Below are 7,550 nucleotides of genomic sequence, written 5' to 3'. Positions count from 1 at the left end.
GCGGCGGATGCGGCCGCGCCGCGCGGCGGGCGGGTACCCCCGCGGGGTCCCCCGCCCGGAGCGCTGGTCAGCATTCGTCGAGGTCGAAGGGCAGGAGTTCGACGCAGCGGTCGAACTGGGCTCGGAGCTCGGACTCGTCGTCGGCGCCGAGGTAGACCGCGAAGAGCTCGTAGCTGTAGCTGTCCTGGGCCGGGAGCTCGGAGAGCTGCCTGCCCTCTTCGGCGACGACGTCGAGCGTGGCGCTGGGAACCTCCTGGCGCACTCGGCCGAGGTCCTCCTCGGAGGGCGTGCTCTTGACCAGGGCGTCGCGGAACGTGCGGTGGAACCACTTGGCGGCGATGCGGTGCTCGCCCTCCCGGCGCGGCATGGTCGGTTCCTCGCCGACCGCGAGCTGCACCATGGCCTGGTGGTTGGGCATGCCGTCGACCAGCTCGAACAGCGGGGCGTGCGACTGGGACAGCCGAGGGTTGATCTCCAGGATGTTGAGCGCGTCGGTCTCGGTGTCCCAGAAGAACTCGATGTTGAACGTCGAGGAGTCCAACCCGACGTGCTGCATCACGTCGCGGCTGATGGCCACGACCCGCTCCTGGACCTCCTCGGGGAGCCGCGAGGGGTACTGGTACCGCAGGAAGCTGGACGTCTCCGGGTAGCAGTGCGAGTCGATGATGCCGTGCACGTGCGCCTCACCGCCGTAGCAGTAGCCCTCAGCGGTGATCTGCTCGCCCTGCACCGCCTCCTCGGCCAGGCAGGCCATGCCCCCGGCCTCGGCCACGGCCGGCGGCAGTTCCAGCATCGACAGCAGGAAGTCGAAGGCCTCACCGATTCGACCCATGCCGTCGCGGATCTCGGTCGCGGCGGCGCGCAGCTGCTCCTCGTCGTCGACCTTGAACGCCAGCGTCGACGAGTAGGACTTGACCGGCTTGAGCCACATCGGAAACCGGAGCCCCGGAGGCGTTTCCGGATCGTCGAGGTCGATGATCGCGAAACCGGGGTGCGCGTTGGTGACTTCGCGCTGCACCAGCCTGCTCCAGTACTTGTGCTCGCACTTGACCACGGATTCCAGGCTCGGTCCGGGCAGCCCGTTCTGGGTCGCCAGGATCGGCACCATCGAGCTGACCGGGAAGTCCCAGTACCCGACGATCGCGTCGATCGGACCGGAGAAGTCGTCGAGCTGGTTCTGGGCGAGCTCCAGCAACCGATCCAACCCGGTGTCGCTGTACATCAGCTTCTCCTTGTCCAGCAACGGGTGGAAGCGGTACGGCTCCAGGTGGGTCAGCTCGCGCATCAGCGCCAGGTTGCGCTCGTCGGGTCCGAGCAGGAACACGTTCTTCGGCCTCTCAATCACACACCACGCATACCCAGATCGTCTGCGCCTAATCCGGCTGTTTTCGCCCTGGCCGCAGGTGGAAACCCTGAGGACGACCACGCACGACCACGAAAGGGAGGAGTCATGCGGTACGACGAGTTCATCGCGAACGTGCGCCGCCTCGGCGAGTACGAGTCGACCGAACGTGCCGAGCAGGTGACGCAGCGCGTGCTGGGCGTGCTGGGCGCCCGCATCACCGCGGACGAAGCCGAGGACCTCGCCGCGCAGCTGCCCGGCGACCTGGCCGGCGCGCTGCGCTCCGAGGGGCGGTCCATGCCGAACCTGTCGCCGGACGAGTTCGCCGGCGCGGTCGCGGCCCGCCTGGACGGCGCGAGCACCGAGACGGCCCGCTGGGACGTCAGCGCCGTGCTCACCACGGTCACCGAGAGCATCGACGGCGGCGAGCTCAACCACGTGCTCAGCCAGCTGCCCAGCGGCTTCGCCACGTTCTTCGGGCACCCGGAACTGGCCTGACGCACCGAAGGGTGGTGTGAGGCGACCCGCGGAGCGGGTATCCGACCGGACGACGGCGACGTGTCGACGTGGAGGACGTCATGGACCAACCGCCCCGCAGCGCACCGGCTCAGCAACAGCAACCGCCCGGCACGACCGAGCCGATGCGGCCTCGTCCGCGCGACGAGATGCGCGATTACGCCGGAGCCGGGCACCTGGCGGGCAAGCGCGCCCTGGTGGTCGGCGGTGATTCCGGCATCGGTCGCGCGGTGAGCATCGCCTTCGCCAAGGAGGGCGCCGACGTCGCGATCGCCTACCTGGACCCGAGCGAGGACGCCGACGCCGAGCGCACCGCCGAGCTGGTGCGCACGCAGGGCAGGCACTGCTACCTGTTCCGCGGCGACGTCGCTGACGAGCACTACTGCAACAGCCTCGTCGACGACGCCGCCGCCCGGCTCGGCGGCCTCGACGTGCTGGTCAACCACGCTGGGACCCAGGCACCGCAGGACGAGATCGAGGCGATCAGCACCGAGCAGTTCACCCGGACCTTCGAGATCAACGTCTACGCGGTCTTCTGGCTGTGCAAGGCCGCGATGCGGCACCTGCCGGAAGGCAGCGCGATCATCAACACCGGGTCGGTCAACGGCCTGCGCGGCAACAAGTCGCTGATGGACTACTCCGCCAGCAAGGGAGCCGTGCACGTGCTCACCCAGTCGTTCGCGCAAACCTTGGCGGACAAGGGGATCAGGGTCAACTGCGTCGCGCCCGGTCCGGTGTGGACACCGCTGATCCCGGCGACGCTCACCGAGGACAAGGTGGAGGGCTTCGGCGAGCAGACGCCGATGCAACGCATGGCACATCCGGACGAGATCGCTCCGTCCTACGTGTTCTTCGCCTCCGACCGCCTGTCCAGCTACTACACCGGCGAGGTGCTGGCCCCGGTCGGTGGCGAGACGCATCCGGGCTGAGGCGGTTGAACGAGCGCCGAACCGGGTAGATCGCCGGGAGAACGGCACCCAACCGGATGATCGGAGTGTGCGGCATGGCCGAAACCGTGGCCGACTACCTGCTGCGACGTCTGCGGACCTGGGGAGTGGAGCACGTCTTCGCCTACCCGGGCGACGGCATCAACGGCATCCTCGCAGCGTGGGAGCGCGCCGATGACGACCCGCGCTTCATCCAGGCGCGGCACGAGGAGCTGGCCGCTTTTGAAGCCGTGGGCTACGCGAAGTTCTCCGGCGAGGTCGGCGTCTGCGCGGCCACCGGTGGCCCCGGCGCGATCCACCTGCTCAACGGGCTCTACGACGCCAAGCTCGACCACGTTCCCGTGGTGGCGATCGTCGGCCAGCAGGCCAGCACCTCCCTCGGCGGCTCCTACCAGCAGGAGGTCGACCTGTCCTCGCTGTACAAGGACGTGGCCGAGTACGTGCAGGTCGTCTCCACGCCCCAGCAGCTGCCCAACGCCCTGGACCGCGCGATGCGCACCGCGCACGCGCGGCGGACCGTCGCCGCGCTGATCATCCCGGGCGACGTGCAGGAGGAGGACTACTCGCCGCCGACGCACGACTTCAAGATGGTGCCCTCCAGCGTGGGCATCTCCGAGGCGGTGACGATCCCGGCCGAACCCGATCTGGAACGCGCCGCGGAGGTGCTCAACTCCGGTGAGCGCGTGGCGATCATGGTGGGCCAGGGCGCCCGACGCGCCGCGCAGGAGGTCACCACCGCGGCCGAGGTGCTCGGCGCCGGGGTGGCGAAGGCGTTGCTGGGCAAGGACGTCCTGCCCGACGACCTGCCGTGGGTGACCGGTGCCTCGGGGCTGCTGGGCACCAGGCCCTCGTGGGAACTGATGCGCGACTGCGACACGCTGCTGATGATCGGCGCGAGCTTCCCCTACAGCCAGTACCTCCCGGAGTTCGAGCAGGCCCGGGCAGTGCAGATCGACATCGATCCGATGATGATCGGCATGCGCTACCCGTTCGAGGTGAACCTGCTCGGCGACGCCAAGGCCACCTTGCAGGCCCTGCTGCCGCGCCTGCGGCGCAAGACCGAGCGCGCGTGGCGCGAGAAGGTCGAGAACGGGGTGCGCGACTGGTGGGAGCTGATGGAGCGCCGCGCCGGGGTCGAGGCCGACCCGGTCAACCCGGAACGGGTGTTCCACGAGCTGTCCCCGCAACTGCCCGATGACGCCATCATCACCGCCGACTCCGGCTCGGCCGCCAACTGGTACGCCCGCCACCTGCGCGTGCGCGGAGGCATGCGGTGCTCGCTGTCGGGCACGCTGGCGACGATGGGCCCCGGCGCGCCGTACGCCACGGGCGCGAAGTTCGCGCACCCGGACCGCCCGGTGATCGCGCTGGTCGGGGACGGCGCCATGCAGATGAACGGCATCAACGAGCTGATCACGATCGCCCAGTACTGGCAGGAGTGGTCGGATCCGCGCCTGGTCGTCGGCGTGCTCAACAACCGCGACCTCAACCAGGTGACCTGGGAGCTGCGGGCGATGGGTGGTGCGCCGCAGTTCACGCCCTCGCAACGGCTTCCGGACTTCGACTACGCGGGTTTCGCGCGCAGCGTCGGTTTTCGCGGCATCCGGGTCGAGGACCCGAGCAACATCGCCGACGCGTGGCGGGACGCGCTGGCGAGCAGGCAGCCGTGCCTGGTCGAGTTCGTCACCGATCCGTCGGTGCCGCCGATCCCGCCGCAGGCCGACTGGAGCCAGGTGGAGTCGATGGCCGCGGCGATGCTCAAGGGAGACCCGGAGGCGTGGTCGGTGGTCAAGGAAGGCGTGAAGGCCAAGGCGCAGGACTTCCTGCCCGGACGTCACTGATCCAGCGCTGCGGCGTGCAGCTCGCGCGCCAGCGCGTCCAGCAGCGCGGAACTGGTGCCCGCCGAGCCACGGATCGCCGCGGCCCGGCGGGCACCGTCGTCGGATCGGCACCACCGCCACCAGCGGTCCAGCTCAGCCTCGGAGAGGTCGTCGGCGGCGATCACGGCGGGCCAGCCCTGCGCGTGCGCTTGCGCGGTCACCTTGCCGCCGCCGGAGACCGGGTCCACGGCCAGCGCGGGCACCCCTTCGGTCAGCGCGAACACGAGCCCGTGCAGGCGGGTGGTGACCACCACGTCGGTGCGCGCGATGAGCGAGGCGAACGCCTCGGGTGTGGAGCACAGGTGCCACTCGCCGTCGGCCAGCCGGGTGTCCAGCGGGACCCGCGCGGCGTCCAGGCCGGCCAGCCAGCGCCGCAGGGTCGCGTGCGCGACGTCGTGCCTGGAGTCCTCGCCGTACTCGGGTTGTCCCGGGGCCAGCACCACACCCGTCACCGGGACCTGGCGGTGCTCGAAGCCCGCGGCGAGGTCCGGGGAGGCGCGCAACCCCGGGCCGTCCCGGGGCAACAAGCGGTGGAAGCCGTTGGCGGCGCGGGACCGGGGATCGACGACCGAGACGCCGACGGCGATCCGCGCGCACCCCGAGTAGCGGCGGTGCAGCTCTTCCAGCTGCCCACCGTGCACGGGACCGCAGCAGAAGAGCACGTGCGTGTAATCCGCCGGGTCGGCGTCGTCGAAGTGGGTTGCTCCGGGCGCGAACCCGGGGCTGAGGACGATGTCGTGGTCGATCCCGTCGGAGGCGAGCCGCGCGGCCACCCGCTGCAGGCTCGCGACATCTCCGGCGGTGGCTTCGCCGTGCAGGAAGCTCGCCCAGCCGGTCACCAGCACCCGCATCGAGCCCCCATCGCGAAGAAGTGGCGCCCCGTCCTGCGGGGCGCCACGATCAGCGCTTCTTGCGCGGTCCTGTCTGCGGGGGGACGCGCGGACCCGTGTCGAGCAGCGAGTTCGCCCGGCTCGAACGACGATGCTGCCCCTGTTCGCTCTTCGCCGAAGCCTCGTTCTTCGGCTTCGCCGGGTTGTGCTGCGCGATCCCCTCGCGCACTCGCTTGGTCAGTTGACGGATCCGGTCACCGTTCATGGTCGTGATTCCTCTCAGCCGTTCTCGTATTGCAGTCGCTTCAGCAGCATTTGCTTGCCTTGTTCACCGGCCTTCAGGTTGTTGTCCTGAATCCGGTGCAGCCACTTGGCGAGCTCGTCATCGCCTTGTGACTCGGCATCCTTGACGTACTGGTCCAGCATCCACGCGTGGTGCAAGGACAACTGCAACACGGTGATGAGGTTGTAGTTCTTGTCCTTCACCGGGCTGTCGGGTTCGCCGGCCATGGAATCCTCCTCGTCACGGATGTTTCCGCTCGCACCCGGAGGATTGGCAGCAGCGGAGTTGGTCAAACCCGGCGCGGGAGCGGAATTCGCGCGAGGGCCGTCCCGAACGCCAGTCGTTGACGCTTCGTGGTCAGTCATTCTGCATTCCGTGGAAAACGCGAGAAATCGCACCGCAATTCCTGAGAGCCCGGGCACAAAACGTGTCGATCTCGGCGAATCCGGTGGCACCGTCGTGACGGTTTCCGCGACGGTTCCCCCGACCAGCGGAGATCGCCCCGTGACTCCCCCCGGAAGGAATTCCGCGTGCGCTCAGCCGTGGCGCCGATGTTCCGCGCGTTCCGACATCCCAACTACCGCCGCTGGGCGGTCGCCGATTTCGTCTCCGTCACCGGCGCCTGGATGCAGAACCTCGCGCTGAACTGGTTCGTGCTCGTCAAGACCGGCTCGCCCGGCCTGCTCGGGCTCTCCCTGCTGTTCCAGCTGCTGCCCGGCGTGCTGCTCGGCTCGGTGGCCGGCTCGGTCGCCGACAAGTGGCCGACCAAGCGCGTGCTGCTGATCACCCAGTCCCTGCACGGCCTGCTCGCCCTGGTGCTGGTCGGATTGGCGTGGGTCGACGGGCCGCTGGCCGCCGTGTACGCGCTCGCGCTGCTCGGCGGAGTGGTGACGGTCTTCGACGGCCCGGCGCTCGGCCGGTTCGGCTCGCAGCTGGTGCCCCGCGAAGACCTGAGCAACGCCCTCGGCCTGGGCTCGATCCTGAGTTCGGGAGGTCGCATCCTCGGGATGGGGCTGGCCGGGGCGATGGTGGCCGTCACCGGGATCCCGCTGCTGTTCGCGATCAACGCGGTGAGCTTCGGCGCGGTGTTGGTGGCGATCGCCAAGGTGCGCCCGGAGGGGATGTTCCACCTGGCCACGAGCACGGCGGAGCGGACCGGGGTCAAGGCCGGCATCCGGTACGTGCTCGGCCACCGGCCGCTGGTGCTGATGTTCCTGCTCGGCTTCGTGCTGTCCTGCCTCGGCCGCAACTACCAGGTCACGATGGCGGCGATGAGCAGCGGCCCGCTCGCGGCCGGCCCAGAGGGCTACGGCGTGCTGTCGGTGATCTTCTCCGTCGGCACGGTCCTCGGCGGGTTCCTCGCCGCCGCCTGCAAGAACCTGACGCTGCGGCTGGTGCTGTGGACCGCGCTGGGCACCAGCGTCCTGCAGTTCTTCAGCGGTGCCACACCCACCTTGTGGAGCTTCGCGGCGCTGCTGGTGCCGATCGCCATCGGCGCGGTCGTGCTCGACACTGCCACCAGCACCCGCATCCAGCTCGACACCGACGAGGACATGCGCGGCCGCGTCCTTGCCGCCAAGGGCATCGTGACCGCCGCCTCCGGCGCCATCGGCGGCCCGCTGCTGGGGTGGCTGTCGGAGTTCGCCGGTCCCGGCCCGGCGCTGGAGATCGCCGGTGCCGTCACGGTGGTGGCCACGGCCGTGGCCTGGCTGCTGTTCGCCCGCTCCCCGCAGCGCCGCGCGATGCCCGCCG

General features: G+C 69.8%; 8 protein-coding genes. 4 read left to right on the top strand and 4 right to left on the bottom strand.

Annotation, left to right across the window (positions count from 1 at the left end):
* Positions 1-67 precede the first annotated feature (67 nt).
* The gene (locus tag R4I43_RS28695; RefSeq protein ID WP_324268825.1) at positions 68-1,345 is read right to left on the bottom strand and encodes an ATP-grasp domain-containing protein; all 1,278 of its coding nucleotides are present in this window, start codon (positions 1,343-1,345) and stop codon (positions 68-70) included.
* Positions 1,346-1,450: 105 nt separating this feature from the next.
* On the opposite strand from R4I43_RS28695, the gene R4I43_RS28690 reads away from it, so the two are divergent.
* From R4I43_RS28690 to R4I43_RS28680, 3 genes are all read left to right on the top strand, one after another.
* A complete protein-coding gene (locus R4I43_RS28690; RefSeq protein ID WP_324268824.1) occupies positions 1,451-1,840 on the top strand; it encodes a DUF2267 domain-containing protein in 390 nt (129 codons plus the stop codon).
* Between the two features lie 80 nt (positions 1,841-1,920).
* The gene (locus R4I43_RS28685; RefSeq protein WP_324268823.1) at positions 1,921-2,787 is read left to right on the top strand and encodes an SDR family oxidoreductase; all 867 of its coding nucleotides are present in this window, start codon (positions 1,921-1,923) and stop codon (positions 2,785-2,787) included.
* Between the two features lie 74 nt (positions 2,788-2,861).
* Positions 2,862-4,646 carry a thiamine pyrophosphate-requiring protein gene (locus R4I43_RS28680; RefSeq protein WP_324268822.1) on the top strand — a complete coding sequence of 595 codons (1,785 nt, stop codon included), beginning with the start codon at positions 2,862-2,864 and terminating at the stop codon, positions 4,644-4,646.
* Here R4I43_RS28680 and R4I43_RS28675 read toward each other — a convergent pair.
* Genes R4I43_RS28675 through R4I43_RS28665 form a run of 3 tightly spaced genes read right to left on the bottom strand, consistent with a single transcriptional unit; the run spans position 4,640 to position 6,163 of the window.
* Entirely contained in the window at positions 4,640-5,536 is an 897-nt protein-coding gene (locus R4I43_RS28675; RefSeq protein ID WP_324268821.1) for a polysaccharide pyruvyl transferase family protein, read from the bottom strand. The genes R4I43_RS28680 and R4I43_RS28675 overlap by 7 nt on opposite strands.
* A gap of 49 nt (positions 5,537-5,585) precedes the next feature.
* The gene (locus tag R4I43_RS28670) at positions 5,586-5,780 is read right to left on the bottom strand and encodes a hypothetical protein (RefSeq protein WP_324268820.1); all 195 of its coding nucleotides are present in this window, start codon (positions 5,778-5,780) and stop codon (positions 5,586-5,588) included.
* Between the two features lie 14 nt (positions 5,781-5,794).
* Entirely contained in the window at positions 5,795-6,163 is a 369-nt protein-coding gene (locus tag R4I43_RS28665; protein ID WP_324268819.1) for a hypothetical protein, read from the bottom strand.
* A gap of 165 nt (positions 6,164-6,328) precedes the next feature.
* On the opposite strand from R4I43_RS28665, the gene R4I43_RS28660 reads away from it, so the two are divergent.
* Positions 6,329-7,550 (top strand): MFS transporter (locus R4I43_RS28660; RefSeq protein ID WP_324268818.1); only part of this gene is annotated, 1,222 nt, incomplete at its 3' end.

The organism is Saccharopolyspora mangrovi, assembly GCF_035320975.1.
Lineage (GTDB): Bacteria > Actinomycetota > Actinomycetes > Mycobacteriales > Pseudonocardiaceae > Saccharopolyspora > Saccharopolyspora mangrovi.
This window is presented reverse-complemented; position numbering and strand designations above follow the sequence as displayed.